General features: G+C 36.1%; 35 protein-coding genes and 1 other annotated feature. Of the genes, 8 read left to right on the top strand and 27 right to left on the bottom strand.

Annotation, left to right across the window (positions count from 1 at the left end):
• Position 1 precedes the first annotated feature (1 nt).
• From IGI87_RS10960 to IGI87_RS11020, 13 genes are all read right to left on the bottom strand, one after another.
• On the bottom strand, positions 2-1,375 hold the full coding sequence (locus tag IGI87_RS10960; RefSeq protein WP_048962238.1) for a PcfJ domain-containing protein: 1,374 nt from the start codon (positions 1,373-1,375) through the stop codon (positions 2-4).
• The gene (locus tag IGI87_RS10965) at positions 1,372-1,791 is read right to left on the bottom strand and encodes a Cas9 inhibitor AcrIIA9 family protein (RefSeq protein ID WP_002409390.1); all 420 of its coding nucleotides are present in this window, start codon (positions 1,789-1,791) and stop codon (positions 1,372-1,374) included. Before IGI87_RS10965 ends, IGI87_RS10960 begins: the two co-directional genes overlap by 4 nt.
• Positions 1,792-2,421 carry a hypothetical protein gene (locus IGI87_RS10970; protein ID WP_048942192.1) on the bottom strand — a complete coding sequence of 210 codons (630 nt, stop codon included), beginning with the start codon at positions 2,419-2,421 and terminating at the stop codon, positions 1,792-1,794.
• On the bottom strand, positions 2,422-3,390 hold the full coding sequence (locus IGI87_RS10975) for a phage replisome organizer N-terminal domain-containing protein (protein WP_010824910.1): 969 nt from the start codon (positions 3,388-3,390) through the stop codon (positions 2,422-2,424).
• 2 nt (positions 3,391-3,392) lie between these two features.
• On the bottom strand, positions 3,393-4,073 hold the full coding sequence (locus IGI87_RS10980) for a putative HNHc nuclease (protein WP_016618508.1): 681 nt from the start codon (positions 4,071-4,073) through the stop codon (positions 3,393-3,395).
• Positions 4,070-5,008: a DUF1351 domain-containing protein gene (locus IGI87_RS10985; protein ID WP_438737429.1), complete on the bottom strand. Its 939-nt coding sequence runs from the start codon at positions 5,006-5,008 to the stop codon at positions 4,070-4,072. Before IGI87_RS10985 ends, IGI87_RS10980 begins: the two co-directional genes overlap by 4 nt.
• Positions 4,993-5,670: an ERF family protein gene (locus IGI87_RS10990; RefSeq protein WP_010824907.1), complete on the bottom strand. Its 678-nt coding sequence runs from the start codon at positions 5,668-5,670 to the stop codon at positions 4,993-4,995. The genes IGI87_RS10985 and IGI87_RS10990 overlap by 16 nt, the downstream gene beginning before the upstream one ends.
• Positions 5,671-5,907: a hypothetical protein gene (locus IGI87_RS10995; protein ID WP_002389004.1), complete on the bottom strand. Its 237-nt coding sequence runs from the start codon at positions 5,905-5,907 to the stop codon at positions 5,671-5,673.
• Positions 5,908-5,963: 56 nt separating this feature from the next.
• Positions 5,964-6,119, bottom strand: a complete 156-nt coding sequence (locus IGI87_RS11000; RefSeq protein ID WP_002389151.1) for a hypothetical protein — start codon at positions 6,117-6,119, stop codon at positions 5,964-5,966.
• Positions 6,120-6,225: 106 nt separating this feature from the next.
• Complete coding sequence (locus IGI87_RS11005; protein ID WP_002369040.1) at positions 6,226-6,399, bottom strand: hypothetical protein; 174 nt, start codon at positions 6,397-6,399, stop codon at positions 6,226-6,228.
• Between the two features lie 12 nt (positions 6,400-6,411).
• Complete coding sequence (locus IGI87_RS11010) at positions 6,412-7,110, bottom strand: Rha family transcriptional regulator (protein WP_438737030.1); 699 nt, start codon at positions 7,108-7,110, stop codon at positions 6,412-6,414.
• 14 nt (positions 7,111-7,124) lie between these two features.
• A complete protein-coding gene (locus tag IGI87_RS11015) occupies positions 7,125-7,409 on the bottom strand; it encodes a hypothetical protein (protein WP_048962509.1) in 285 nt (94 codons plus the stop codon).
• 12 nt (positions 7,410-7,421) lie between these two features.
• Entirely contained in the window at positions 7,422-7,622 is a 201-nt protein-coding gene (locus tag IGI87_RS11020) for a helix-turn-helix domain-containing protein (RefSeq protein WP_048962511.1), read from the bottom strand.
• Positions 7,623-7,859: 237 nt separating this feature from the next.
• On the opposite strand from IGI87_RS11020, the gene IGI87_RS11025 reads away from it, so the two are divergent.
• The 3 genes from IGI87_RS11025 to IGI87_RS11035 are packed head-to-tail and all read left to right on the top strand — an operon-like array spanning position 7,860 to position 10,159.
• A complete protein-coding gene (locus IGI87_RS11025) occupies positions 7,860-8,219 on the top strand; it encodes a helix-turn-helix domain-containing protein (protein WP_048962513.1) in 360 nt (119 codons plus the stop codon).
• Complete coding sequence (locus IGI87_RS11030; RefSeq protein WP_239661523.1) at positions 8,191-9,012, top strand: ImmA/IrrE family metallo-endopeptidase; 822 nt, start codon at positions 8,191-8,193, stop codon at positions 9,010-9,012. Before IGI87_RS11025 ends, IGI87_RS11030 begins: the two co-directional genes overlap by 29 nt.
• Position 9,013: 1 nt before the next feature.
• On the top strand, positions 9,014-10,159 hold the full coding sequence (locus IGI87_RS11035) for a site-specific integrase (protein WP_049090507.1): 1,146 nt from the start codon (positions 9,014-9,016) through the stop codon (positions 10,157-10,159).
• A gap of 89 nt (positions 10,160-10,248) precedes the next feature.
• Here IGI87_RS11035 and rplL read toward each other — a convergent pair whose 3' ends face one another.
• From rplL to lsa(A), 5 genes are all read right to left on the bottom strand, one after another.
• Positions 10,249-10,617, bottom strand: coding sequence for a 50S ribosomal protein L7/L12 (gene rplL / locus IGI87_RS11040; protein ID WP_002356427.1), 369 nt, complete (start codon positions 10,615-10,617; stop codon positions 10,249-10,251).
• A gap of 62 nt (positions 10,618-10,679) precedes the next feature.
• Complete coding sequence (gene rplJ / locus IGI87_RS11045; RefSeq protein ID WP_002356426.1) at positions 10,680-11,180, bottom strand: 50S ribosomal protein L10; 501 nt, start codon at positions 11,178-11,180, stop codon at positions 10,680-10,682.
• Positions 11,181-11,309: 129 nt separating this feature from the next.
• Positions 11,310-11,439, bottom strand: a sequence feature (ribosomal protein L10 leader region).
• Positions 11,440-11,501: 62 nt separating this feature from the next.
• Positions 11,502-12,191 carry a 50S ribosomal protein L1 gene (gene rplA, locus IGI87_RS11050; protein ID WP_002356425.1) on the bottom strand — a complete coding sequence of 230 codons (690 nt, stop codon included), beginning with the start codon at positions 12,189-12,191 and terminating at the stop codon, positions 11,502-11,504.
• 111 nt (positions 12,192-12,302) lie between these two features.
• Positions 12,303-12,725 carry a 50S ribosomal protein L11 gene (gene rplK / locus IGI87_RS11055; RefSeq protein ID WP_002356424.1) on the bottom strand — a complete coding sequence of 141 codons (423 nt, stop codon included), beginning with the start codon at positions 12,723-12,725 and terminating at the stop codon, positions 12,303-12,305.
• A gap of 122 nt (positions 12,726-12,847) precedes the next feature.
• Positions 12,848-14,344: an ABC-F type ribosomal protection protein Lsa(A) gene (gene lsa(A), locus IGI87_RS11060; protein WP_438737033.1), complete on the bottom strand. Its 1,497-nt coding sequence runs from the start codon at positions 14,342-14,344 to the stop codon at positions 12,848-12,850.
• Positions 14,345-14,719: 375 nt separating this feature from the next.
• On the opposite strand from lsa(A), the gene sdaAB reads away from it, so the two are divergent.
• Together sdaAB and sdaAA are read left to right on the top strand one after the other, a co-directional pair.
• Positions 14,720-15,388 carry an L-serine ammonia-lyase, iron-sulfur-dependent subunit beta gene (gene sdaAB, locus IGI87_RS11065; RefSeq protein WP_002414070.1) on the top strand — a complete coding sequence of 223 codons (669 nt, stop codon included), beginning with the start codon at positions 14,720-14,722 and terminating at the stop codon, positions 15,386-15,388.
• A gap of 22 nt (positions 15,389-15,410) precedes the next feature.
• On the top strand, positions 15,411-16,283 hold the full coding sequence (sdaAA, locus tag IGI87_RS11070; RefSeq protein ID WP_002367199.1) for an L-serine ammonia-lyase, iron-sulfur-dependent, subunit alpha: 873 nt from the start codon (positions 15,411-15,413) through the stop codon (positions 16,281-16,283).
• A 65-nt stretch (positions 16,284-16,348) separates the two neighbouring features.
• Here sdaAA and IGI87_RS11075 read toward each other — a convergent pair whose 3' ends face one another.
• The 3 genes from IGI87_RS11075 to IGI87_RS11085 are packed head-to-tail and all read right to left on the bottom strand — an operon-like array spanning position 16,349 to position 19,936.
• Positions 16,349-17,194, bottom strand: a complete 846-nt coding sequence (locus tag IGI87_RS11075; protein ID WP_002419265.1) for a M55 family metallopeptidase — start codon at positions 17,192-17,194, stop codon at positions 16,349-16,351.
• Positions 17,191-18,294, bottom strand: coding sequence for a M42 family metallopeptidase (locus IGI87_RS11080; RefSeq protein ID WP_438737035.1), 1,104 nt, complete (start codon positions 18,292-18,294; stop codon positions 17,191-17,193). Before IGI87_RS11080 ends, IGI87_RS11075 begins: the two co-directional genes overlap by 4 nt.
• A gap of 13 nt (positions 18,295-18,307) precedes the next feature.
• The gene (locus tag IGI87_RS11085) at positions 18,308-19,936 is read right to left on the bottom strand and encodes a peptide ABC transporter substrate-binding protein (protein WP_438737037.1); all 1,629 of its coding nucleotides are present in this window, start codon (positions 19,934-19,936) and stop codon (positions 18,308-18,310) included.
• A gap of 77 nt (positions 19,937-20,013) precedes the next feature.
• Here IGI87_RS11085 and IGI87_RS11090 point away from each other — a divergent pair, with 77 nt between their 5' ends.
• Positions 20,014-20,736 carry a MurR/RpiR family transcriptional regulator gene (locus tag IGI87_RS11090; protein ID WP_438737039.1) on the top strand — a complete coding sequence of 241 codons (723 nt, stop codon included), beginning with the start codon at positions 20,014-20,016 and terminating at the stop codon, positions 20,734-20,736.
• 92 nt (positions 20,737-20,828) lie between these two features.
• On the opposite strand, the gene IGI87_RS11095 is transcribed toward IGI87_RS11090, so the two are convergent.
• From IGI87_RS11095 to rpmG, 4 genes are all read right to left on the bottom strand, one after another.
• Positions 20,829-21,716 (bottom strand): alpha/beta hydrolase, encoded by an 888-nt coding sequence (locus tag IGI87_RS11095; RefSeq protein WP_438737041.1) that lies wholly within the window; start codon positions 21,714-21,716, stop codon positions 20,829-20,831.
• 110 nt (positions 21,717-21,826) lie between these two features.
• Positions 21,827-22,372, bottom strand: coding sequence for a transcription termination/antitermination protein NusG (gene nusG, locus IGI87_RS11100; protein WP_104855196.1), 546 nt, complete (start codon positions 22,370-22,372; stop codon positions 21,827-21,829).
• A 125-nt stretch (positions 22,373-22,497) separates the two neighbouring features.
• Complete coding sequence (gene secE, locus IGI87_RS11105) at positions 22,498-22,668, bottom strand: preprotein translocase subunit SecE (protein WP_002356409.1); 171 nt, start codon at positions 22,666-22,668, stop codon at positions 22,498-22,500.
• Between the two features lie 20 nt (positions 22,669-22,688).
• Entirely contained in the window at positions 22,689-22,841 is a 153-nt protein-coding gene (rpmG, locus tag IGI87_RS11110) for a 50S ribosomal protein L33 (protein ID WP_002356408.1), read from the bottom strand.
• Between the two features lie 285 nt (positions 22,842-23,126).
• Between rpmG and cbpA the strand changes: the two genes are divergently transcribed.
• Positions 23,127-23,765 carry a cyclic di-AMP binding protein CbpA gene (cbpA, locus tag IGI87_RS11115; protein ID WP_104855195.1) on the top strand — a complete coding sequence of 213 codons (639 nt, stop codon included), beginning with the start codon at positions 23,127-23,129 and terminating at the stop codon, positions 23,763-23,765.
• Between the two features lie 74 nt (positions 23,766-23,839).
• Here cbpA and murB read toward each other — a convergent pair whose 3' ends face one another.
• Entirely contained in the window at positions 23,840-24,727 is an 888-nt protein-coding gene (gene murB, locus IGI87_RS11120; protein WP_225589862.1) for a UDP-N-acetylmuramate dehydrogenase, read from the bottom strand.
• Positions 24,728-24,813: 86 nt separating this feature from the next.
• Positions 24,814-25,728 carry a Gfo/Idh/MocA family protein gene (locus IGI87_RS11125; RefSeq protein ID WP_431448971.1) on the bottom strand — a complete coding sequence of 305 codons (915 nt, stop codon included), beginning with the start codon at positions 25,726-25,728 and terminating at the stop codon, positions 24,814-24,816.
• A gap of 206 nt (positions 25,729-25,934) precedes the next feature.
• On the opposite strand from IGI87_RS11125, the gene IGI87_RS11130 reads away from it, so the two are divergent.
• On the top strand, positions 25,935-26,690 hold the full coding sequence (locus IGI87_RS11130; protein ID WP_002367205.1) for an exodeoxyribonuclease III: 756 nt from the start codon (positions 25,935-25,937) through the stop codon (positions 26,688-26,690).
• The last annotated feature ends 16 nt before the right edge of the window (positions 26,691-26,706 follow it).

Raw genomic sequence — 26,706 nt, forward strand, 5'->3', positions numbered from 1 at the left:
TTTATATCACCTCTTTTTTTATTAATTCAATCCATTTCTCACTAGCTGTTTCTACCTCGTGAGATGCTCTCTGATTACGTTTACCTCTCAATTGAACAATATGCCCTTTTTGATATTCCAAGGTGTAAAACGGCGTTTCTGTGTCGTTCTTCTTACGAACAAATACAATAGTTGTTTGCCCCTTACTGTGACGTTCAATGTAATGGCTACCACCTACACAATGATGTAATGCTTTACCTTCTTGGATTATTTCGATAATGTCTCGAGGTATTTTGAATTCATAATTACCAACAACTCTTTCTAGTTTTAAGCGTTTGACCAACGTTTCCTCGTACTCTTGCTGTAGTTTTTCATTTTCTTTTCTCTTTTGTTCGATTTTTAATTGATTCAGCAATTCCACAGCATTATCATGTGCTTTTTTTAAATCCTTAGGAATAATTAAATTAGCATCACCTGTAGGATCTATATTTAAATCTTTTAACATATTCAGATAGTCGAAGTAGTAAAGCATATTGATTTTATTTTTAATAACCCAATTCTGAAATTTAACCATTCCTATACCTTTCGGAATTTTGTTAATGGCATGATAATCCAAGAACTTTTCAATACCAGGTACGACCTTTCCATTCCGGTTTTTTATCCGTTTTTCTAATTCGAATTCATAAAAATCTCGGTTAGAATTTTTGAAAAATTGTTTATTTTCTTTCAGCCATTTCTTATTCAAGGTCCGCATATCTACACCTTTTCTATATGTTCCATTCTGATATGAATACTTCGGATACATCACTTCATCTGCTAGTTTTTTTGCATTTATTTTCTGCAAAAATTCAATTTCAAAGCGATATTGATACCAGTTTCTTAATTCATAAATTTGAATGTCATCATACTTAAACTTTAAATATTTTAATGGCGAAATCTTTTTTACTTTTGTCTCCCAATTATTTTTATAAAAAATTGTTCCATGATAAGGCGAACTCATTCCTCCATAATTTGGAGTAAGTCCAAAAACATATCCTTTACCCCATTTTGTTATCTTTACACATTCATCATTATCGAAAATTTCAAAATTCACCAACGTGCTTTCTAGGCTTTCTTTACCGTCAATAATATCTAACCAATAGCCATAAGACTGAACCTCGATTCGTTTAGAAGTAACAAGTACTATTGCGAATGAATAAAACTTATCTACAAAAGTTAATCTTGAATTTTTTGTTAACCTTTTTTCTATAACATGGCCAAATTTTCTGTCAGAAGATACGATCACTTCATTTTTGTTGGACCACTTATAAATCGGTATTTGTGATTCACACCAGTTAAAAAAACTTTTAGGAGGAATTAATTTCTTCTCAACGTACCAATCAGCATTCTTTTTCATAGAAAATCAAGCAAATCTAATTGCAATCCTTCATTGATTTTTGGTTTATTGGCTTTTGGTTTTTCTTTAGACTTTTTCTTATCTTTGACAGGTTTATTTTTAGATTTAATTGATGTTGCAACTTGTGACGTTTCTTGTTTGACGTTTGTTTCATCTGATAGGTAATATTCTTTTACCCAATCAAAAACTTCTAAATCGTCTACAATAGCTACCCCTTTCATAGCCATTTCTCGAGCTTTATGTCCACAATAATTTAGAGCATTGCTGATTGATTTACCTTGTTTCAGAACCCCTTTAAATAGTTCTTCATCTTCTTGATCGCATAACCAATTATGAATTTTATCTTCAGCTTTTGTGTGCTCTTTTTCCATTTCTTTAAGCATAATAACTAGTGCTTTTTCTTTTACATCAGTCATCTATTTACCTCCGTCAGGCAGATTCAGTCTCACTGGAGTTACCAGATAAAGATACTTACCTTCTTTGATTTCAAGCGTAAATGGTTTATTTTCTGAATAAAGATGAATTACAGTATCATCAACGGCATACCTCTCTTTTGCATCTAATAGAAATTCACAGGCATCAATGATATATCGTGAATTAACACCTAACTTCATTGATTCACCAACAACTTGTGCATTCACTTCAATTTTCACTGGTGAACCATATATTTTTTCGTCGTGTAAGTTTGTAAAAGTAATTTTACCTTGTTCAATTTTCATCACGATTATTTCATCTGTATTTGTGTTTAATGCCTTTGCTGCTCTTAATAAAACTGACAAACTTATTGTTATTTTTATTTTTGATTTTGCCTTATTCGGTATAAGATGGCCAAGCTCAGGATATGGTGCGTCGAGTATTTCCATTGTTCTGATATCTTGGTTAATTTCTTTATTGTGATTGTGGAAGTTCTCGATTAGCAATAATCTATGAGAGTCTGTTGCAGCTATGCTTCCATTTGCATCATAATGGACACATCTTAAAATTGGTCTTGATTCAAACTTAGATACGGCTCGTTTTAAATGTTTTGATAATTTATTGTCGTTCATTTATTTCCCCTCCAGGAATTCTTTGATTTGTCTGTCTAATTCTGCTTGCTCATCAGGCGAAAGCTTTTTTTCAGTATTTTCTTTGGGTTCTTTTGCCCACTCTGGTAAATTTTCAACCCTCACATTTTGACGCTGGTAAGTCGCTCTTTGTTGGCCACGTTCCTTTTCATTTTTGATTTCAAATTTTAGTTTTTCAAACTGCGTTCTTAGCTTAGAAGCACTTCTAATGTTTCCGAACCAGAATGAATTTGTCGGTAACCAATCAAGAACATAGTCAATTGCTGCAATAGTCTGTTGATCTCGTTCTTCGATTAACCTGAACGTATCAGCCCACTTTTCAATATTGGCTCTTTTCATTTCACTTGGAAAATCATTGATTAAATTATTTTTTAACTTTTCAGCAAGGCGTAAATGTTCGTTAGAATATTTACGAGAAGGTTTTGAATCTTCTTTTTCTATCTCTAACTCTTTCTCTAACTCTATCTCTATCTCTGGTGTAGATTTGTCCGGACATTTGTTACCCTTTTTTTGGACATTTGTCCGGACGTTTGTAGTTACATTTGTCACATCATTAAGCAACAGACTGTCTTTTTCTTTCTTGATTTGTTGTCTATAATCCCTTTTTCTATCTGCTTCTGTTGAAGATTTTCCAATAAAATTTTGGATATCTAACATATAAATTGCTCCATTATCTAAAACCTCAATGAGCTCTAAATCTCTAAAAACCTGTATTGCTTTTTCGACATCTCCAACGCTATGCCTCGTCACTTGTGATAGCATTGTTGAGTTGAATGGTATCCTTTCGTTAAACATTAGGCGCCCTTCATATTTCAAACTTCTTAAATAAAGTTTTAATAAGATATTGGAATAGATATAACCATCGGGCATACTTTCTAGCACAATCATTTCATCACTATCGAAAAAATTATCTTTGAGTTTGAGATAGTAATATTTTTTATTGTCTGCCATGTTTACCCTCCAATGTGTAATTTCTTGATGGTATCTTGATTTAATTTAATTCCTTTAACATGATATTTTTTCTTAAATGCTGTAATACCAATGTTGTGTTTTTCTGTGTGATGGCATCGGCACAAACCAGCGTAAGTGTATTCTGTGTGGTCCACACTTTTTCTTTTCCGCCGACCTAGAGCTTTATCAAAATGGTCAATGTCTGCACCAGTTTTGCCACATATGCAGCAAACTCTGTTAGTGATGCATTTGTAAAAGTAATATTCCTGATTAGCAGGTAAAATATCGTACCCATTGCGAAATGGAATATTATTTTCAAAGATGAAATTCAAGATAATGTTCGCTAAAATGGTTGCATCGTCCATTGTGTTCGTTGAGTCGTTTCTGAGGCTAATTTCATAGCCTTGTAACGCTTCAAACCTGAGATAGAACATTTCCTTTAACACTTCCGTTTCTTGCCCTGTGAAAGAGAATATATCCTCTAGCATTGCAAAGATAAATCGACGTTGGGCAACACTAAATTTTCTCGGATCAATAAATCTTATTTCAACTTCTCTTGGCCCTGTATAATCAAAATACATGGTTTTTAATCGTTCAATATTTATTGCTTCGTTTATTACTGCTGTTATTGAGTTGTTTTTCAAACTCTTAATAACAGCAGAATAAACATTGTTCAGGTTCATTCAATCACTTCCACTTGAATCCCGTTATTAATAATAAAATTGTTTAAAGCAACTAACTTTTGATGCTCTGCTGTTAGTCTTAACGTAACTGTTTTCTCTTGTTGTTTTTTGCTGATTTTTGGCGCTTTTTCCGTGATGATTTCACCTGTCGCAGTGTCAACCGTTTTATTGTTGATTGTTTCAGTTTTCAAAGCAGCCATGGCTTCGTCGTGTTCTCTTTTTGCTCTTTCACGTTCTTCTTGTTCTTTTTTTAAAGCAACGGCTGAATCGATTTCTTTTATCAGTTCTGGTGCAGTAGACCCTTTATCGATTAATGCGACCCAAGAAAACGAGTCAAGACCAACTGCCTTAGCATAATTTTCAACAATGAGCTTATCGTTTTTGATACGCTCTTTTTCCTTTGCTACTGAATACATTACTGTTGCGATCTCTTCAATAGTTTTTTTGGTTAATTCACCTTTAGCAGTGAAAGATGTTTTATTTAACCATGAATCCGAAATTTTAAATTCATTGATATCAACACCATAATTTTCAGACATTTCAGCAATTACTTCTTGAAGCTTTTCGTTTCGTTTATTGCGTTCGGTTTCTTCATAAGACTTAATATTTTCATCGATGCTTGAGCGCACTAGATTGATTTTTCCAGTATATTTTTTTATTTTGTCCTCGAATTTTTTTAAAGGTTCACTGTATTCTTTTTTTATATTTTTTCGTTGGTTTTCTAGTAAATCAGATACTTTTTTCAAATCTGCTCTAGCTTTTTTTGCGTCGGGAATATTCTCATCTGTAAAAATCATTGTTGAATAATGTTCAACAGCACTGTCGACAATCGAAGCTAGCTGCACTTCGTTTTGAATGGTAATTTCACTGGCTTTAAAATCAACACTAAACTGCAATTCTGTTGTTAATTCGTTTGTCATTAGTTTTGCCCCCATGTAATGTTTTCTTCTGGTTGTGGTTGGAATTGTTGTATCCATTGCTTCAGAACTTCCATAGCTTTCTTGAACATGCTAGCTGGCATATTTTCATTGACATCTACATTCAATTCTTTACTTAGCTCATTCCGCACATAGTCAAGTTCAGAATTCGATAACTCAGAAAGTTGTCGGATATGATCGTTTAACGTAGCTAACTGTTTACCGCTAATCAAATCAACTTTTGAAGTATCGCTGTTCTTTTCAGCTGCTGTTTGGCCATCATCGTCTTTATCTGCAGCAATTCCAAAAGCAGCAGACAAAGAGTAACGTCTTGCATAAGTTGTTAAGCTTCCTAGCCCTTGCGGATTAGTGCCACTGTTTGGAAATTCAAAAGGTCCATGAATGATATATTGACCGCTAACATGAGTAATAATTGTTGTGACTTTTAACGCATTATTCTCATTGACGACATTTTGTTGAAAATCAATTCCGCTTTCGGATTCTTGTGCAGCTTTTCTAATTGCTTCTTCAATCGCTTTTAGAGTTGCATATTGGAAATTCATTGGACCTTTTTTCGTTGTATAGGCAACTTCTGCGTCAAATCTTGGTTGAATTAATTTGCTTTTTAGCTTATACATCCCATCAAACAATTCTTTTAAATTTTCGCTGTTCTCGTTCATTTATTCCCCTTCTTTCAGTAATGAAATAACTTTTTGAAGTCCTTCGATTAATTCAACTTGATTAAAATAAGCACTTTCATCTAAACTCTCGAATACTGTTCTAACTTCTTCATCTTCGCTATCTTGGTAAACAGCAACATGATTATTAATAGCATCCTTTTCAAAAATCAGTGATCCATAAGGTGAATGATTATCAATTAAGACAATTCTTTGCATTGAATCCACTTCCACTCTCATGCTATAATTCTCCTATCAATTAATTTTGTTTGTGACTTTTTGCTTGCCGGCGGAAGTCACTTTTTTGTTTCTTGGATAAATAACGCTTCTGGAAATACTGCCTTATTTATCGCAGTGTCTGGATATTTTTCTTTAAGCTTTTGAAATACCAGGGCTTTCGTATCCTCAACCACGTAAATTTTCAAACTATCTTTTCCTACTGCTTTAAACATCTAAATTCCCTTCTCTCTTTTTGTTGCATAATGTATATTTGATTTTTTTGTTGCTGGTACCATAAATCAGCAAGTTTTTTCGTTTGCTGTAGTTTTTCTTTCCTTGTCATTTATTTACCTCTCTATCTTCAAGAGCTAAGTCATAAAATAATGTCCAAATAATGAACAATCCAATATACACATTTTGGATGATTGGATTAAAGTTTCCACCCACTAGCAGACCCAATCCGAAAACAATAAGCAGTACTGCAATTCTTCTTAAGTTATAAATTTTTCTCATATTATTTACCTCCTAGAACATTTCTAATTCAAGCTGTTTAATCTGTTCTTTAGTAACAGATGACGGCTGCCAGTTATCAATAAATTCAAGAACACGTTGGAAATCCTTATCCTTAATGCGACCTCTATTAGGAACATTAAACAGTCGTTTTATGCTAGATCCCAAATCTTGAAAGAGCATTGATTTTGCTTCTTGACTTAAGCGTTGTTCTTTGCATAAGTAGTACACTTTCTTTCTAACTCTGCTATCGATCGTCCCTTTATCTTCAGTGCTAATCAGTTTATTTTCTTCGATATCTACTAATCGTTTATCAATATTATCTACACGCTCATTTGTTTCTTCATTTGCTGATAAAGCCAGTAAAGCTAATTCTCGCTTTGAGGTTGGTAATTTAGGCTGTTGAATTTCTTTTTCCATTTGATTAAAAGCTTCAATATATTTCAATTTAAATTGCAAAGCTTTTTGACCTGTGAATCCCATTGCTAGTAGCGTGAATCCGTCACGGATCATAATTACTTGGCGATAAGACTGTTTGTTTTGTGGATGAATGTAGGAATCTTCGTAAAATAGGTCTGCGTAATTTTCCGCAACCCCCTCTTTTAAATCATCAATTGCTGCTAAAACATCACGATGGTTTTTATTAAATGTTTCGGCAATTTGTAAACTACTTGTTACTGCTTGTTGGTCTTTCATTATTACTAAGTTGTTCATTTTATTTTCCTCCTTTAAGTCTCAAAAGTTTCTTTTAAAAACCGTTGTAACTCAGATCGTTCAATTCGTATATCCTGACCGCTCCATTGCTGCACTTTCAAGCCTTTTGAAATCCAACTGCTTAATTTTTCATCGCCGATTTCTAAAATCTTCTTTACCTGAGATTTGTTCGGATAAGGCGGCAATTCAATAACCTTAGTCAACAAATTCAAACGTTTTTCAACCTCCTTTAAAACTACAAAGGTGATATTATTAGCTAGTTCATTTTGAATTACCTCATCAGGTATGTTTAGATGCATAAACTACACCTCCTATTTTGTGTCTTCTAACAGATACTCCATTGTTACTCCGAAATAATCGGCTACTTTTTTTAGACTTTCCGATGAAGGGCTCTGATTAGCTGTTTTGCCCCATTTGCTTACTGCTCCATTAGCTAGCCCTGCATCTCTTTCAACTCTATAGATTGAAACCCCTTTATCGATAGCCAAATTTTTAATTTTTTCATAAATCATAGATTATCACCTCCTGTAGATTTTTACCTAAACAACTTGACAAACAATAGATAGTTAGCTATTATTAGTGCATAACAAATAAACTAAATACAAAAAATACTTTTTTAGCTATTTTGACGCAATAACTGCTATCTTTTTTTGTACCCTCTCACAAGTACATCCTTAGTATAATAGCCGTTTATCTATTTGTCAATAGCTAAATATCTATTTTTGTGTGTTTTTTTGGAGGACTATAAAATGAATGCTAAAGATAGGATAAAACAACTTGCAATTCAACAAAAAATTACAATTGCTGAGCTTGAACGTAAGCTCAATATTGCAAACGGTACTATTGGAAAGTGGGATAAACAAAACCCTTCAATTGAGCCATTAAAAAAATTAGCAGATTATTTCAATGTTACTACCGATTATCTTTTGGGGCGTGATACATCCAAATTGCAAAAAGCGGATCCAGAAGAAGAAAAAATTATAACCATGTTCAGAAAAAATACTGCTGGAATGACTGAAGAAGAAAAGAGGGAATTTAATGAATCTATGGACAAATTAATGAATTTTGCTAAGGACTTATTTGAAAAAGATAGAAAAAGCGGGAAGTAGGTTGTTGTTTATGTATAATTACAAAACTTTTGAGTATCGACGAGTAAGCGCTTATGATTATAAAAATTATAATAAAAATGCAAATTACCTTTTGAAAGAAATTTCAGAATGGAGCAGTATACCTGTGATTGATCTTAGCTGCACAGAAGTAATTGAATTTTTCTTAAATTCTTTCCCAATTGATATTATATATTTTGATAATACCGACAGAATAAAAAGAAAAATCAATGGATTTGAACCATTAATTTCTCTTGAAGTATCCGAAGCCTATCTCAAAAGAGTTTCTGGATTTACAATGACTGATGGGAATTATTTTAAAATATTTCTACAACAGTTTTATTGTGCTGAAAGGATTATATTCACCTTGCTTCATGAACTTGTTCACATTTATTTTCATTGTAAACAAGGTGAATATATGCAAATATTTGCATCTTTACAATCCGATGAAGACTATCCTGAATCAATTATTCCATTTGAGGATGAGGCAAATGTTATCGCTTCAATACTAAACTTAAATGATGAACGCCTTGTCAAATACCTAGATGATGGATGTTCTTTTGACATGATTGTCAATCGACACGGCATTAGTAAAACAGCTTTACACAATCGGTTAAATAATTATCTTATGTATAACATAGGTTTAAATCCCAACACTGCACTTTATGACTATTTGCTTCCTTATAAACATGAAGTTTTTGGAACAAAAGCACTTAAAGATATTCAACTACTACTTAATGTTCCCAAGAATTTTTTCACTCTTTTATCAAATGTCAATTGGAAAGGGGCTGAATAATATGGCAATGATAAAACAGTATCAAAAGAAAAATGGTGAGAAGGCGTGGTATTTCAAGACGTACCTTGGAATTGATCCATCAACTGGAAAAAAGAGGTATACAACTAAGAGAGGTTTTCGAACGCAGAAAGAGGCAAAAATTGCCCTTGCGAGACTAGAAGTTCTAGCTACAGATAAAGAGTTATTGAAAGAGACTAGTTATACTTTTGCGCAGGTAAAAGATATGTGGATGGAACAATACAAACCTACGGTAAGAGAAAGCACCTATTTACGTGTTAAGTTTTTATTTGATAAAAACATTTCAGTTTATTTCGGAAATAAAAAAATCCAAAGCTATAACATAGCTTACTGCCAAGAAATTATTAATAAATGGAAAGAGCAATATTCTACCTACAAAGCTTTAAAGAGTTATACATCTGCAGTTTTTGATTATGCGAAAAAGATGAAGCTTATTAAAGATAATCCCATGAAAGAAGTAACTTTTTCAAAAGGTGATCGAAAACGTAAAAAAGATAAAATAAAGTACTTCGAAAAAGAAGAATTACAAACTTTTCTTAAATGCTGCCAAAAAGACAAATTTCCTTTAACTTATCCTTTATTCAGGATTCTAGCTTTTACTGGAATGCGAAAAGGAGAAGCTTTAGCTTTAACTTGGGATGATGTGGATTTTTTTAATAAAACGATTGAGATTAATAAAACAGTCGTAAGAAATTCAGATAATAAATTAGTCACCACGCCCCCTAAAACAGATACATCTAACCGAAAAATTTCACTGGATGATGAAACGCTTAATACTTTGAGGGCTTGGCAAACTCAACAAAAAAGATATTTACTTATACATGGTCAACATGTTAAAACAAAGGAACAAATAATTTTTTCTTCTAAAAATAATAACTACATCGATATAACCCGACCAAATACCGTTTTGTCTCGGATCTGTAAAGAATATGATTTTAACGACATTACAATACACGGATTTCGGCATACACATTGTAGTTTATTATTTGAAGCTGGCTTATCTGTTAAAGAGGTACAGGAAAGACTAGGACATTCAGATATTCACACAACAATGAATATTTACACACATGTAACAAAAAAACAAAAAGAAAGGTCTGCCGATAAATTTGCAGCCTATTTAAATTTTTGAAAAGTATGGTCAAAAGTATGGTCAATAAAATAAAAAAAGACTAAAAACCTTTAGCATCAAGGTTTTCAGCCTATTAAAAATCGATATAATTATTTTACTGTTACTGAAGCGCCAACTTCTTCTAAAGCAGCTTTTAAAGCTTCTGCTTCTTCTTTAGAAACAGCTTCTTTAACTGGTGCAGGAGCGCCATCAACTACAGCTTTAGCTTCTTTCAAGCCTAAGCCAGTTGCTTCACGAACTGCTTTGATAACTTTAACTTTTTGATCGCCAGCTGCTGTTAATTCAACAGTGAATTCAGTTTGTTCTTCTGCTGCTCCACCTGCTGCTGGTCCAGCTACTGCTACAGGAGCTGCTGCTGATACGTCAAATTTTTCTTCGATAGCTTTAACTAATTCGCTTAGTTCTAAGATAGTTGCTGTTTCTAACTCAGCAACGATGTTTTCAATGTTTAATGCCATTTTGAATTTCCTCCATTTAAATTAAAATTGTTTGTTTTTTATTTGTTTGAATTAGACTGCAATTAAGCAACTTCTTCGTTTTTCTCTGCCACTGCTTTGACAGCGTAAGCCACGTTGCGGACTGGCGCTTGTAATACAGATAATAGCATAGATAGTAAACCTTCGCGGTTTGGTAGTTTTGCCAACGCAGTAATTTGTTCCACTGAAGAAACTTTTCCTTCGATGACGCCACCTTTGATTTCTAATGCTTTTGCATCTTTAGCAAATTCGTCGATGATTTTAGCTGGTGCTACTACATCGTCGTTGCTGAATGCGACAGCAGTTGGGCCTGTAAAGACTTCGTCTAAGCCGTCTAAACCAACTTTTTTAGCTGCACGAGAAAGGATTGAGTTTTTGATGACTTTCATTTCTACGCCTGCATCACGCAATTGTTTACGTAAGTTAGTGACTTCTTCAACTGTTAAACCACGGTAGTCCACGATTACAACTGATGCTGCTGATTCAAATTTCTCAGCGGCTGCTTGAACTAGGGTTTCTTTTTTAGCGATTGCTGCTTCACTCATTTATTTCACCTCCTGATTTTGATGGTGGAGTTGGACTTGGTTTACGATATGTAAAGTAGAAGAATCAAATGAAACTTCGCTCACTTCGTTCGCCAAGTATTATTTACATCGGCTTTTTTTCAAAAAGTCGTGTAAAACAACAAAACTCCATGCCACCGTAGACATAGAGGGACCGAATTGTATATAACTCAACAATTGTCCTCGGTAGGAAATTAAGACTTGCGTCACCTACTGTCTTCGGTACAGTTAATTATTAACCTCACTCACTTTACCATAGGGTAAGTGAGTGAGTCAAGAATTTTTTTATTATTTTCTTTCAAATTAGAAAGAAGCTTGGTCAACGTGGATTCCAGGTCCAAATGTTGTTGTTACTGAAATATTTTTGATGTATTGACCTTTAGCAGTTGATGGTTTAGCTTTCAATAATACGTCGTTAATTGTGTTGAAGTTTTCAACCAATTTTTCGTTATCAAATGAAACTTTACCGATTGGTACGTGGATGTTACCAGCTTTGTCAACGCGGTAAGTTACTTTACCAGCTTTAACTTCTTCAACAGCTTTTGTAACGTCCATTGTTACAGTACCAGTTTTAGGGTTTGGCATTAAACCTTTTGGTCCTAAGACACGGCCTAATTTACCAACTGTAGCCATCATGTCAGGAGTCGCAACAACTACGTCAAAGTCGAACCATCCACCTTGGATTTTTGCAACCATGTCGTCGTCGCCTACGAAATCTGCACCAGCAGCTTCAGCTTCTTTAGCTTTTTCGCCTTTAGCGAATACTAAAACAGTTTGTGTTTTACCAGTTCCGTTTGGAAGCACAACTGCTCCACGGATTTGTTGGTCTGCTTTTTTAGGATCAACGTTTAATTTGTAAGCAACTTCAACTGTTGCGTCAAATTTCGCGATGTTTGTATCTTTTGCTAAAGCTACTGCTTCTTCAACTGAGTAAGCTTTTGTAGCATCAACTTTTTTCAATGCTTCTTGCATTTTTTTGCTCTTTTTAGCCATTTTGTTTCCTCCTTGATTGTGGTTATAACGGTTGTACCTCCCACGTCTTTCATATCTTTAAATATGAAACGAACTGAGAAGCTACTTCTTTGAGTAAGTGTGGAATAAAAATTATTCTACGATGATACCCATGCTTCGTGCAGTTCCTGCAACCATGCGCATTGCTGCTTCAACGTCAGCGGCGTTTAGGTCTGCCATTTTAAGTTCAGCGATTTCTTTCACTTGATCGCTTGAAACAGTTGCAACTTTAGTTTTGTTTGGTTCACCTGAACCTTTTTCGATTTTTGCAGCTTTTTTCAATAAGACTGCAGCAGGTGGTGTTTTAGTAATGAATGTAAATGAACGATCTTCATATACAGAGATTACTACTGGAATAATCAAGCCTGCTTGGTCAGCTGTACGAGCATTGAATTCTTTAGTGAATCCCATGATGTTGATACCTGCTTGACCTAACGCTGGACCTACTGGTGGAGCTGGTGTTGCTTTCCCCGCAGGAATTTGTAATTTAACGATTTTTTCTACTTTTTTAGCCACGAAAATACCTCCTTAAGTTCTCGTGCGTGGTTAATGGGGTTGAGATTTCCCCTCCCACTCAACGTACATTTAAAACATACCCTATTACTATACAGGATTCCCTTTACTTTTTCAAGATGTTTTTATGATTTCAAGGCAATTTTTTTATCTGTTATTTTCTTCATGAAGTGCGCATCATGCTCAATCACTAGCATTGCAGGCTTCACAGATAAGATTAGCGCTTCTAATTGTTGATGATTAAACACATCCAAGTAATTAAGGGGTTCATCCCAAATATAAAGTTCCGCTGATTGCGACAATGATTTGGCTACTTCGACTTTTTTCCGTTGCCCCATACTCATTTGTTCAATTCGATTAGTGAAAACGGCGCGCTCCATCCCAAGTTTTCGTAAGTTATTTAAAAATTGGGTGTAATCTAACTGGTTTTTCTCTGCAAATTCGGATAAAGTTCCTTGATTGTCTTCATAATCTTGGCGCACATAAGAAATGGTTAATTGGTGAGCCAAAGTGGCTTCGCCTTCTGAATCCCCAGAAAATTTCCTCAATAAATACTGAATCAAGCTCGATTTCCCTGAGCCATTTTTTCCTGTTATTCCGACAATTTCTCCCGCGTTTATTGAAAAAGAAATTGGCGCAAATAGCCAATTTTTCTCGTAGCCCAGACGAAGCTCTTCAACCGTCAATAATGTTTTGTGATGCGTTGGCTGATAATCCATTGACAAAGGATCAATATACTCAAGATCTTTTAATAGTTTTTCTTTTTCTGCTAATTGTGTTTCGGCGCGTTGTTGAATGTGTTTCGAGCGCTTCATTACGCGCGCTGCCCGGGCACCAATGGCCCCTGTATCAAAAATCGCCCCGCTCCCTTTTTCTTTAGCGTTGCCATACTTATCACCTTCACGGTTCAGCGACCATTCCGCTTTTTTACGAGCGGTTTCTTTCAAGCGATTGACTTCTTTTTTGATTTTTTCATTTTCTGCCAGTTCAAAAGCATCTCTTAATTTTTTTTGCTCTTCATAAAGAGAAAAATTCCCTTGATACAGTGTCAATTGACTTTTTTCAATCGCCAAAATATGATCAACCACTTCATCAACAAAGGCCCGATCGTGGCTGACTAAAATAAACCCGTGTTTCTTTTTCTTCAAATATTCAGCCACTTGTTGTCTGCCAGCTAGATCTAAATGATTTGTTGGCTCATCAATTAAAGGAAAGGCATTTTTTTCAATAAAAAGAAGTCCTAATAAAACTTTCGTCTTTTCGCCGCCTGATAAAGAAGAAAAGGGCCGCCATAAAACTTCAGGATCAACGTTTAAAAGCGTTAATTCTCGTTCTAATTCCCACTGTTCAAAAGAAGTCACCTCTTGTAAGACATAATAAGTCAGCTGTTGTTCTTCCGCAACTGTTTGTGGAAAATAGACGAAATCGACTTGATGAAGAATCTCTCCTTGGTAATCCAACTGCTTTTGTAACAATCTTAATAAGGTGGTTTTCCCACGGCCATTGCGGCCAATCAATCCTAATTTCCAATTGGTATCCATCGTGATATTTGCCTGATCAAAAAGCAATACTTCTTGATTATCATAGGCAAAAGATAGTTGTTTTAGTTCAATTTTCGACATAAATATACCTCCATAAAGCAAAATTGATGCAGCTTTACGGAAATCAGCGGCATCAATCCAAGGTATACAAAAAGACCCGTGGCTGAATTCTTTAAGCTAATTTCCGAAAATCCGCACACTCCACCTGTTATATTCAGGCAAAGTTATACAGTTTCTCTAAAAAATTAACTTAAATTTTCAACGCACGAATCCCTCTTTTCGTCTTTTATTATCTAGAATTTAGCATCTCTTCACTGATTTGTCAACGAAGGCCCCTTGCTCTCATTCTAATAAAAATTTAAATTATTCGCTAAAACACAAGCGATTGCCTAGTTGCCCGCCATTTTTTGTGTTAGACTTCCAATGAAAACATATTCTAATGAAGAAGGTGCTGAAATGGAAGAGTTACGCTTTAATAGTGTTTTTGATATTATCGGACCCGTTATGATTGGTCCAAGCAGTTCTCATACAGCTGGAGCGGCAAGAATTGGAAAAGTGGTTCGGAGTATTTTTGGACAGCAACCTGATAGCGTTGACATTTATTTATATGAGTCTTTTGCCAAAACTTATCGTGGTCACGGAACAGATATCGCCTTAGTTGGCGGCCTTTTAGGCATGGAACCAGATGATGAGCAACTGGCCAATTCTTTGGAAATTGCTTATGAACAAGGAATGGAAGTTTGTTTTATTCCTAAAAGTGAAAAAGCAGACCACCCTAATTCCGTTAAAATTGTGGTTTCTTCTGGCGACCGAAAACTATCTGTGACAGGAATTTCAATTGGTGGTGGAAACATTCAAATTTCTGAATTAAATGGCTTCAAATTGTCTTTAAGTATGGGCACGCCAACATTTATCGTTGTCCATCAAGATGTTCCTGGCATGATTGCTAAGGTGACCAACATCCTTTCAGCTAGCGATATCAATATTAGTACAATGACCGTTACCCGAGAATCTAAAGGGGAAAAAGCGATCATGATTATTGAAGTTGATCAAGCCGAAGTTGGTGATATTGTCATGCAATTAGCTGAAATCCCTCATATATATAGCGTTAACTATTTTGACTAAATGAACGTAAAGGAGTAATACGATGTTTTATTCAATTGAAGATTTGGTAGCTCAAGCGAAAGAGTACCCTTCTGTGAGCGAATTAATGATTGCAACAGAAATGGCTCATGGCGGATATTCTCGTGAACGAATTATTGAAACAATGGAAAAAAATCTAGCCGTTATGAAACAATCTGTTGCTGAAGGAATCGCTGGTGTTACCTCAGTAACAGGGCTAACTGGTGGCGATGCAACTCGCTTAAATGATTACATACATTCAGGCAACTTTTTAAGCGGTGAGACCATTTTACAAGCCGTGCGAAATGCGATTGCTGTTAATGAAGTTAATGCGAAAATGGGCTTGATTTGTGCTACACCAACCGCAGGCAGTGCCGGAGTAGTTTCTGGTGTCTTGTTGGCAGTTATCGATCGCTTAAAGTTAACGCATCAGCAACAATTGGATTTTCTATTTACAGCTGGGGCTTTTGGCTTAGTGATTGCCAATAATGCCTCAATCAGTGGTGCCGAAGGTGGTTGTCAAGCCGAAGTCGGTTCTGCTAGTGCAATGGCTAGTGCCGCTTTAGTTGCGGCTTCTGGCGGTACGCCTGATCAATCTGCTCAAGCTGTGGCCATTACGATAAAAAATATGATGGGCCTCATTTGTGATCCTGTTGCGGGACTTGTTGAAGTCCCTTGCGTGAAGCGAAATGCCTTAGGTTCTTCTCAAGCCTTCATCTCAGCTGACATGGCTTTAGCGGGGATTCGAAGTGTCATTCCACCAGATGAAGTCATCCACGCAATGTACCAAGTGGGTCGCCAAATGCCACAAATTTTTAAAGAAACAGCAGAAGGCGGTCTTGCGGTGACACCAACTGCACAACGTTTAAGCAAAGAAATTCTAGAGAAACAAAAATAGAAATAACTATAGCAAGAAGCTTACAGAAAAAAACGTCCATTCGTTTTTTCCGTAAGCTTCTTACTTTAATAACTTGTTCCGCCTAAACCGACCACAGCGACAATTCCATTCATGACATCTTTCATCGTTTCACCTACAAATGAAACAGTTCTACCATCAATGCGTTTAATCATTGGTAACATTTCAATGCGATCTGCTTGTGCTGTCGTCACACATTGCAATTTTACAGTTGCAGGTGTTTGCAAGGCATATCGGGGTAATTCAGACAACGCAAAGGAAGTTAACACCTGACTTGTAGTTGCTACGATAGCTTCCCGAACTTGTTGCATGGGTCTATTTTTGATTGCATAACGTCCCAGAGATTCTTTGGTGGAAACAAAGGGAACTTCGGGCATCATTTTTTCTTGAAAAAGTTGTTCCTCTAAGCCTGATTCACCGATAATTAAACCAACAGGGACACCTAATTCGCTAGCATAAGCTGCATTAATTGTCGTTTCATTCATCGCTAATTCGTTTATTTTTAAATCATAAGCAACACTAGCGCTATACCCATGATCCATATTCCCTTTTTGTTTACCAATACCGGCATGATAACCTAAGAAAAAGACCACATCATAGCTACTATCCAAGCCACTCATCATATAATCCATGCGAGGAAAGCCACTCACTAAGGAAATTCGTTCATCCATTTCTGCCAAGCGCGCATAAGCTAAATTCAATCCACGGCTATGCGAATCGGCAATAGTAATTTCTGTAATTTGTTCATTTTTGGCACTCTTTTGAATCCCTTCAATCAACCAAGCCACATGTTGGTGATATAATTCTCGGAATAAAACGGTGTCTTCTTTTTCCATATCAAATGTCGCAATACCTGCTAATCCTTCAATATCGCATGACACATAAATTTTCATTTGTTCCACTCCTTTGACAATGGCTGAACCAGTGCTTGAATTTTGTCAGCATCTAAATTTTTGATTAATTGAATGACTAATTCTTTCGCCGCTTGGTAATCTTGAAAGTCCACATAGCAATGGGGTGTGTGAGCGTAACGGACAGGAATTCCTACAACAATCGTCGGGGCTCCTTGAACTTGTGTAATCGCCATACCATTGGTTCCACCACCACTTCGAACAGAAACTTGAACAGGAATTTTGTGTATTTTAGCAATCTCTAGTGCATACTCTTGAAATTCCGGATTCGTAATCATAGAAACATCAAAATAACGTAACATCGGCCCTTTTCCCATTGCGGACTGAATCATCTCTGGCGTTTCTGCCGTATCATCAGCCGGGCAGCCTTCGAAAACAATAGCTAAATCAGGATTGACTTGTTTTGCGGCAATAAGTGCCCCTCTTTCGCCAACTTCTTCTTGTGCAGTTACTGTCGCAACTAACTTAAATGGAAGTGTCTCTTCTTTCAACTCCTCCATGACATCCACTAAGCAAGCACAGCCAATACGACAATCAAAAGCTTTTCCTAAAAAAAGATTTGTCTGTTCGTTATAACAGCACGTCACATCTGGAATGACCGGTGCACCAAGATCGATTTTGTAAGTCTCAATTACTTCTTCTTTTGAGGTAGCGCCAATGTCGATCGTCAAATCAGCAATGGTTAATGGCCGCTGACGTTCCTCTGGTGTCATAAAATGAGGAGGCCGACTAGTAACTACGCCTGGCAGATAGGTGCCTTCCCGGTTACGAATCCGAACTTTTTGTGCAGAAATCGTATTTGGGACCCAACCACCTAACGGAAGAAAACGCAACAAACCGTTTTCTTTAATTGCTTGAATCATAAAACCCACTTCGTCACTATGAGCATCAAAAAGCACTACTGGACCTTCACTTAGATTATTTTTCTTCTCAAGATATAAATTTTTAATGGCATCTAGCCGTTGAATAGTAAAATCCGCAGTTGCGTGTTGAAGGATTCTAACGACTTCTGTTTCAAAACCTGAAACACCATTAGCATTTGAAAGTTCCTGAATTAATTGAACAGCTTGACTTTTTTTCATTTTTTCCCAACCTTTACTTGTCACTGATAGAGACTGATTTGTAATAGCCTGAACCTAATGGACCATAGACTAAATTTTGGACAGAATCGTCAACTAAGCGTGCTTCTGTTAATTGATAAAGAGGAACTAGGGGTGCTTCTTCCGCAACCAATTGAGCCGCTTTTTGTAATGTTTTCCAACGTTCTGCATATTTATTTGCATAAGTTACGTTTGCTTCTTGAAGCAACTGATCAAAGGTCTTATTAGACCATTTACCAAAATTATTGGAATTTTTTGATTGCAGTAAGTTTAAGAAATCGATTGGATCAGCATACACTGGCGTCCAGCCCCCAACCACAATGTCGAAATCTCCGCTACGACTTTTTTCTAAACGATTATTAAAAGGAACTGGTGAAACGTTGACTGTTAAATTTTCTAAATTATCTGCTAAAGCTCCTTGAACATACTCACTGATTTTTTTTGCATTTTCTGTATCCGAACTTAAAATGGTTAGCTCCGCTTTTTCAATTCCTAATTCTTTTTTAGCCGTTTGCCATAACTCTTTCGCTTTTTCAGGTTCACTAGGATTTAAATCTCCTAATTCCTCAGCAAAATCTTTTTGCGTTTCTTGATTAGTGAAACCTGTTGGCACGAAGCCAAGTGCTTTTTTTGAGCCATCATTTAAAACATTTTTAGCTAAACGTTCAGAATTCAATGATAATGCTATCGCTCGACGTGCATTCTTATTTGCCAAAAGATCTTTTTGCGTATTTAATTGGATATAATAAGTTCCAGGAATTTCACGAATTTTCAAGGCTGCATTGCCTTGTTCTTGTGCAACAATTTCTCCAGAAATTTTTACAACATCTAATTCTTTCCCTTCAAAAAGATTTTTCCCAGTATTGACTTCTTTGACTACTTGGACATCCACCTTATCCAGCGAAACATTCGCTTGATCCCAATAATTTTTATTCTTCACATAGGACCAAGTATTATTCGTACCATCCCAGCCTTCTAATGTGAAGGCGCCATTGTAAAGTGTTGACTCAGCTGATGTACCATAGTTTTTGCCCGTTTTTTCGACAAATGTTTCATTTAAAGGATAAAAAGCTGGTACCGCCAATAATTGTTGAAAATAACTCATAGGATAGCTCAGCTCTACTTCCAAGGTATGGTCATCAATGGCTGTTACCCCTAACTCTTCTTTAGATTTGCCACCGTCAACAATAGCACGATAATTTTTTAGACCTTCAAAATAATACGCTTGCGGGGAAGCTGTTTTGGGGTCCACTGTGCGCTTCCAAGAGTATTCAAAATCATTTGCTGTGATTGGCTCGCCGTTACTCCATTTTGCATCTTTTCGAATCGTAAAAGTATAGCTTAAACCATCATCGGAGGGCTGTACTTTTTCAGTTGCCAATGCTGGTTTAGCTTCTCCTTTTTCGTCAAAGGAAAAAAGTCCCTCCCCTACTTGACTCATTACATCTGCTGCTGTATTATCCATTGCCAACGACACGTCTGCCGTTGATAATTCCGAATCAATCCCGACCCGTAATACTTGTTGTTCTTGCTTTTTGGTTTCTTTCCCAACACTTCCACAGCCCGAGAGAAGTAGAACCATGATTGCTGCCAAAGACAGCCTTTGCTTTGTTGCCCTTTTCATAAAAACACCTCATTTTTTTATTTTTTGATACCTTTTTCCCACAAAATTATTTATAATCTGATAAAGGAGGTTTGCTCATGAACTTAGATTACTTAAAAGAAACGTACCATTTAACGAAAACAGAAAGTCAGATTTTGTATTATTTGGATCAACAAAGTACGAACGCAGCCGATTTGAGTATTCGAGAAGTTGCCAAGCACTGCTTTTCTTCGCCTAGTTCCATCATTCGTTTAGCCAAAAAATTAAATTTATCAGGTTATAATGAACTTATTTACAAATTAAAAGAAGCCCATTTTTCTCTGCCAATCCCTTTTGAAACAGCCCCTTCATTTGAAACAACCAATGAGTTTTGTCGACTGCTTGCCAAACACAAGAGTCATTTATTTGTTATTTTAGGTCATGACTTTTCACGACATTTGGCGGCTTACATTAGTGAAGTTTTCAATTTCCATGGCATTCCCAGTATCACAACAGCCCATACTCATTCGATAAATAGTCAAAATAATCAGAATTTTCTTTTTATCATCCTTTCACATTCTGGTGAAGAAAAATATTTAAAAGAAACAGCTCTGCTTGCGAAAGAGAAGAAACATCCTATCATTTCTTTTGTTGGCGCCAAAAATTCAACCCTTGGTCGACTGGCAGACCTCGTTTTTTCAACTGACTCTTACAGCCCGTTTTCAACAAGTGTCGCTCAGCCACAAATGTTTTTTGGCCAAACATTAATCACCTTTGAAGCCTTGATTTCTGCTTATTTAAATCATGAGGATTACATTCCAATATCTCCTAAAAATAAATAATTTTATTTATTATAGCTGAAAAAAGCTATTTCGCTAGCCAAAGTATAGAAAAAGGCACATGTTCCATTTTTTATGGAACATGTGCCTTTTTGCTATTTATTACTCGGCCATAAAAATTCTATTAGCAATTGATCTACTTCAGGATTTTCATGTAATTGACTATGTTGTGCATTTTCTCCTTTAATAATCTTACTAGTGACTTGAGCTCCCTGTTGCCTTAGCAAGGCGTTGACTGCTAAGGCACTAGATAACGGCACCGTTCCATCACTTAAATCTGTTGCACTTAATTGACCACCAATTAATAAAATGGGCAGTTTTTCTGGAACAACATTGATCATCTCTTGATAATCCAAATAGCGGCTACTTTTTTCTGTGGGGCCATTTTCTAGTTCCGTTTCGATGGTTTGCTGTTGACTCGTATCAATAAAATCATTGAAAGGTGCTCCAATGCTGACAAATTTTTCAATTTTAGGCAACGATACATCTTGCCCGTAGGTTCCTAAATAACGTAAACCACTAACACCACCCATAGAGTGCCCGACAATATTGGCTTTGTTCACTTGATAATTTTTTTGTAAATAGAGCAATGTGTTTTTTATCCATTCTGTTTGATTCCATTCATTGTTTTTATTATCTTCAAATAGAACTTGAACACTGGGATTCGTCGCTTTGCCACTTAAAGCTCCTCGCTCTTTAACCACAGTCCCATCAGGTTTAACGAGTAGCACTAATTCTTGAGTTGTAGCACCTTGTTTCTCCAAGCGATGAAGTAACGAGCCAAACGAATTTTTAGTTCCTGCGTAACCATGAAAAAAGAGCGTTGGTGTTGTTGTGCGGTTTAATTCAACGGTTGCTTCTTTTGTGGCGGCTTGATTGTCATTCTTCGTGCTTGCCCCAATTTGGCAAGCACTTAATAATAGAACAAGACCCATTAGCAAAGAAAAATAACGATATTTTTTGGCCTGTTTCATTTTTTTCATTCCTTTCTGCGATGAACTAAAAAAGGGCTTGGAAAAGAAGTCAGTTGACTGCTTTTCCAGACCCTACAATCTGCATCAATCAGCTGAGCAATAGTTTGTCAGCTTGTTTATTAATCAATATTATCGACTTGTTCAAAGTCTAATTCTGTACTTGTTTCGCGACCAAACATATCGATGTTTACTTTTAATTTTTGTTTTTCTTCATCGATTTCTGTCACAACACCTTCAAGACCAGAAAAGGCACCTTCGATAATTTTCACTGTATCGCCTAGCGCTACTTCTAAGTCTGTTTGACGGGTGCTCATGCCAATTGAACGTAAAATGTGGTTAATTTCTTCTTGTAATAAAGGAGCGGGTTTACTACCAGCACCATGTGAGCCTACAAACCCAGTGACGCCTGGCGTATTACGAACAATATACCAAGAATCATCGGTCATAATCATTTCCACTAACACATAACCAGGGAAAGTTTTATGAACGATTTCTTTTTCTTTACCATTTTTGACTTCTTTTTCTGTTTCTTCTGGTACAACGACACGAAAAATATAATCGCCCATACCCATGCTTTGTGCACGTGATTCAATGTTTGCTTTTACTTTATTTTCATAGCCTGAATAGGTGTGCAATACGTACCAATTTCTTTCAAAAGTTTCCATTACTGATTCGGCTCCTTTAAATGTTTTAGTTTATTTTTTTTCGAGCAAATAAAAAAAGCTCAGTTTCCCGAAGCTTTTTCTCGAATACTATTATAGCACCCCTCGTCGGGAAATACTAGAATTAATTATTTTAAAATCCAGCCAAATGCCGTTTGGATAACAGTATCCATGATAAAGAACAATGCTGCAAATAAAATAGATGTTTCAATTACAACTAATGTATCTTTACGCAATTGTTTTTTTGTTGGCCAAGTTACTTGTTTCATCTCATCAGCAACGCTGCGGAAAAATTTCATGTTGATACCCTCCTCTAAATCTATTTCGTTTCTTTATGTAACGTGTATTGATTACAATATTTACAGAATTTATTGATTTCTAAGCGTTCGCCACGTTTACCTTCACTAACGGATTTAGAATAGTTGCGAGAGCCACAAACGGAACAAGCAAGAGCTGCTTTCTTTGTTGCCATGTTCTTCGACCTCCTCTATTCACAAATTTACTTCTTAACAGTACCATTATTCGAAAAAGTTGTCAAAGTTTAATTTACTTTTCAAAGAAGCGTCGTGCCGATTCTTACGTAATTTTTTACCATTATCGCAAATACGTGCTTGATTTCTTTTGAAAAATATCTGATTTTTCTTTATTTTCTATTTATTTTAACAAAATTGCTTTTATTATGAGGTCTCAGCTATTGTTTTCTGCCAAGTTATGATATGATAAATTTATTAAAAATGAACCCTTAGGAGGCCTGTTTATGTTATTAAAATCTGTAGTTATTAAAAAAGATAATTTAACAACCGTCAATGAATCTTGTACTTTAGAAGAAGCTCTTTCTATTTTAGAAGACTCAGGTTACCGTTGTGTCCCAATTTTAGACGAATCTGGAAAAATTTTCCGAGGAAATATTTATAAAATGCATATTTACCGCCATAAAGCAAACGGTGGCGATATGAGTTTACCTGTTACCTATTTGTTAAAAAATGCCACAAAATTTATTTATGTCAACACTTCATTTTTCAAGGTATTTTTTACTATTAAAGAACTGCCTTACATTGCTGTTTTAGATGAAAATAATTATTTTTACGGCATTTTAACACACAGCACCTTATTAAATATTTTAGCGCAATCTTGGAATGTAAAACAAGGGAGCTATGTTTTAACGATTGCTTCAGTTGGTCAACAAGGCGACTTAGCCGCCATTTCAAAAATCATTGCCAAATATAGCAGCATCGCCAGCTGTATTACATTGGATGTTGATAGTGAAGAATTTGTTCGTCGCACACTTATTACTTTACCAGCCGGCACAACTGCCGAAACGTGTACAGCCATTGTAGAACATTTAGAGCGGAAAAACTTTAAAGTTGTAGAATTGGAAAATTTAGGAGACGAGTAAAATTTACGACCTTTAGCTTAGAATTTAAAGCTAGGGCGGTAAGTCAAAATGGCTTACCGCCCTAGCTTGTTTTTTTAGACTTCTTCACCAATAATTCGAACTTCCGTTTGCAATTCAACATCAAATTTTTCTTTAATCACTTCTTGGATATGTGCAATTAGTTCCACATAATCTGTTGCAGTTGCATGATCGATGTTAACAATAAATCCCGCATGCTTTTCGGAAATTTGAGCACCGCCCCATTTTAAACCTTGTAAGCCAGCATCTTGGATTAATTTCCCTGTAAAATGACCAACAGGGCGTTTAAAGACACTGCCACAAGAGGGATACTCTAGCGGTTGCTTCAGTTCACGAAGTTCCGTTAATTCATCCATTCGGGCTTTAATCTCTGCATGATTCCCTTTTTCTAAAGCAAACGTTGCTTGCAAGACAATACAATGTAATTCTTGAATTTCACTATGACGATAACGGAAATTCAGGTCTTCTTTCGTCATTGTTTGGATAGTCCCATCTGCCAACAGCACTTCTGCAGACTGGAAAACATCTTTAATTTCCCCGCCATATGCTCCAGCATTCATATAAACAGCACCGCCGACACTTCCTGGAATGCCACAAGCAAATTCAAAACCAGTTAAATCAGCTGCTAAGGCTTCGTAGGTTGTATCAATCAGCTTGGCACCAGCATCCACAATCATGGTGGTACCGGCTACTTTGATTTCTTTCATTTCTGTTAGCATAATCACGACATCGCGAATACCGCCATCACGAACAATCAAGTTGCTAGCGTTGCCTAATACTAGCCATGAAAGTCCCTGTTCTCGGCAATACGCCACAATCTCTTCGACTTCTTTTTTTGTTTTGGGTAAGGCCAACACATCGGCTGGGCCGCCTGTTTTGGTAAAGGTTACGTTTTTTAATGGTTCATCTACTAATAAAGTAATTTCGTTTAATGTTTCTAACATAGCTTTAGTGTTCACGAAAGTTAGTCCTTTCTTTTCAAAATATCTGTCTTATTCTAGCATGATAGAAAGAAAGTTGCTAGTCCTCTTTAAAGAACATGCCGTTGTTGTTGGCGTAGCATTTCTTCACATAACGCATGACTTTCATAGACTTTTTCTTGTTTTAACTCTTGCTCTTGCGGTTTTTGAATGGCCTGGATGAAAGCAGTAACCATTTGGTAAAAACCTCTTTTTTCCAATGTTGGCGTCCAATCTCCCATCTCTTTTACTTGGTATTCTCCTTCTGTTTGGATGATCAAATGCGTTAAATTTTCCAAGCGATAAGTACCTGTGGGGCTGGTGACTTCAAAAGTTTCTGTATTGGCCCCAGAGTGTAAATCCATGGAACAAACAATCGTTGTCTGTTCGGTTTCTAATTGTAAAATTGCTCGTTTTAAATGACCGTTTTCTTCCACTAATTTTGACTGCACCACGTGGAGCGGTCCTTCCGCTAAATAAACTGCGGTATCAACGACATGTAAAAATAAATCATACATCATAAAACTTGTTTCTCTCGTTGTATTGATGCGGTTCTTTTTAATAAAAATTGTTTGTTTTTCAGGAATATTTTTCAATACTTCCGTATAAGGGGCAAAACGACGATTGAAACCAACCATCAGGCGCAGATTTTTTGCTGCTGCCAATGCTTGTAATTCTTTGACTTCAGCAAGCTCTTCACTTAAAGGTTTGTCCACAAAGACGTGAATACCTGCCTGTAATAATTGGCGAACGACTACGCCATGTACTTTCGTGGCCACATGGACAAAACAAGCATCAATCTTCGCTTCAATCAATTCTTCTATGGTCCCGACTGTTTCTGTAAAGCCATACTGATCAGCGATTTTTTGTCGTGTTTCTGGGTTCCTAGTCGCTAATACAAACTCTGCCAAGTGGCGGCATTCACTATAAGTTGGCAAATACGCTTTTTGTGCAATGTTTCCTAAACCAATGACGCCAATTTTCATTCGTTTTTCCTCATTTCTGCTCTTTTTACTATTTTATCATAGACTACTTCTTTTCAAAAATCAGTCATTTTCTCTTTTTCTTTTCAAGTATTTAAAACTTCTTTAAAAAGTATTAGAATAGAAGAAAGCACCAATCAACCTTTTCTTTGGTTCTGGTTTGCACTGAAACGAGCAAAAGCGTTTCTGATTTGAAAGGAGTTTCAACAATGAAATGTATTTCTTGGAATGTCAACGGCCTACGAGCGGTTGTTAAAAAGAATTTTATGGATGTTTTTAATGAATTAGATGCAGATTTTTTCTGTTTACAAGAAACAAAATTACAAGCTGGGCAAATTGATTTAGAACTTCCTGGCTACCATCAGTATTGGAATTATGCCGAAAAAAAAGGCTATTCTGGTACAGCAATTTTTGCTAAAGAAGAAGCATTAAGTGTTCGCTATGGCTTAGGTATTGAGGCTCATGATCAAGAAGGCCGCGTGATTACTTTAGAATATCCAGAATTTTTCATGGTCACTTGCTACACACCGAACTCACAAGCTGAACTAAAACGTTTAGCCTATCGAATGACGTGGGAAGATGCTTTTCGTGCCTATTTAAATGAATTAAATCAAGAAAAACCCGTAATTCTTTGCGGTGACTTAAACGTCGCCCATCAAAAAATTGATTTGAAAAATTGGAAAACCAATCAAAAAAACGCGGGGTTCACGCCTGAAGAACGTCAAAAATTTACTGAGTTGTTAGACAGTGGCTTCACTGATACATTCCGTTATTTTTATCCAGAAGCTGAGGGCATCTACTCATGGTGGAGTTATCGCTTTAACGCACGAAAAAATAACGCAGGATGGCGGATTGACTATTTCGTTGTGTCAGAATCCTTGAATGAACGTTTAGTCAGTGCTAAAATCCATACAGATATTCTTGGTAGTGATCATTGTCCAGTGGAAGTTGTACTTGATTTTTAAGTGTTACTCAACGCGT

This window comes from Enterococcus sp. DIV1444a (assembly GCF_051712125.1).
GTDB classification, from domain to species: domain Bacteria; phylum Bacillota; class Bacilli; order Lactobacillales; family Enterococcaceae; genus Enterococcus; species Enterococcus faecalis.